Genomic DNA, 1,171 nt, shown 5'->3' on the forward strand with positions numbered 1-1,171 from the left:
ATACATTCAATTCTATAATCACGATCGATTCCAGAAAAAATTAAACCAGTGTGCTCCAGTAGAATACCGTCACACACTGGCAGCTTAGGCTTTTTGTATTTGTCTACTTGACAAGGGTAAGACTAATAAAGGGTCTTTTATACATTTCGGATAGTCATATCACATTTGTCCTCTTCTGAAGCATCCATCGCCTTATATAGTACCTCGAAGAAAGTCTGGCCGTCGTTTGTTGCAAAATAATTTGATAAGTTGGTTACTTTCGGACTTATGTTATCTCCCCAAGGAGGGTTTTTTGTTAAGTCTTCAATATCCCAAATAACCTTTTCAGGAGGAAGTTTTGAAAGTTCTCCTTCAATTTCTTTTAAATTTTCTCTTGCTGCTGGAACGTCTGACCACTCTAATTTATCATGATATAAGTTATTCATTAACAGAGGGTATTTTGTTCCCCAACCATCTTTTTCTAAGTGATATGAGATTGTTGAAAAGAATGAATGAACAAAATCACCATGTCCGGCCTCATAGAAAAAACAGTCAACCATAAAACCTACAGTCATATCTTACACCTTCAATCCATTTTAAATATTATTTCAGCTTTACTATCTGTTCTTTCGTCTATTTTTCGTTTAACATCTCTTAAAACATCTCTGGATACAGTTTGACCACGTACGTCTATTATAACAGTTTGTTTGGTTCCTTCAGGCAAGTCTTTTAATCTTTTGTTAAATTGATTGGAGACTATTCTAACAAGATTACTTCTTCCTGATGATGTGGTCAATTTATAATTTTTCACTTCAATACTATGCAAAGTATCATAAAAGTCTGGTCGAGAACTATTCTTTGTCCCATGTTTTACTTCAGTTCTATCTTTGAAAGATACTTGATCTTTATATCCAGGATACTCTTTGCCAATATCGATTTCAGATTGTCTCCAGGACGGTCTTTTAGGAACACTAGGATTTGTTATGTTTAACTTTTTGCTCATCCCATGTAATCCAAATCCACCAAGAACACCGAGAGCTTGATTAAGACTATTCTGACGTTGTTCATCAGATATTTTATTTCCAAACATGTCTCTACCTGTAATCGCTTCGCTGAAGCCGTTGGCGGCGGTGAGACCATATAAGCCTTTTTGGGAGGTTTTCAATGCGTCAAAAGACTTTTGCGATGTCTT

The 1,171-nt window shown here is 35.6% G+C and carries 2 protein-coding genes and 1 pseudogene; 1 reads left to right on the plus strand and 2 read right to left on the minus strand.

The window, feature by feature from the left end; all coding sequences use genetic code 11:
- Positions 1–4 precede the first annotated feature (4 nt).
- Positions 5–88 (plus strand): IS3 family transposase, encoded by an 84-nt coding sequence (locus ACIQCE_RS16330; protein ID WP_400496073.1) that lies wholly within the window; start codon positions 5–7, stop codon positions 86–88.
- A 49-nt stretch (positions 89–137) separates the two neighbouring features.
- Here ACIQCE_RS16330 and ACIQCE_RS16335 read toward each other — a convergent pair whose 3' ends face one another.
- The gene (locus ACIQCE_RS16335) at positions 138–554 is read right to left on the minus strand and encodes an immunity 70 family protein (RefSeq protein ID WP_400496072.1); all 417 of its coding nucleotides are present in this window, start codon (positions 552–554) and stop codon (positions 138–140) included.
- An 11-nt stretch (positions 555–565) separates the two neighbouring features.
- Positions 566–1,171, minus strand: a pseudogene (locus ACIQCE_RS16340) (hypothetical protein); the annotation flags it as partial.

Source organism: Bacillus sp. NPDC093026 (assembly GCF_044754665.1).
Classification (GTDB): Bacteria; Bacillota; Bacilli; order Bacillales; family Bacillaceae; genus Bacillus; species Bacillus maqinnsis.

Excerpts from the sequence above, each read along its gene's own strand:
- ACIQCE_RS16335 (WP_400496072.1), bottom strand. The coding sequence starts at position 554 with ATGACTGTAGGTTTTATGGTTGACTGTTTTTTCTATGAGGCCGGACAT.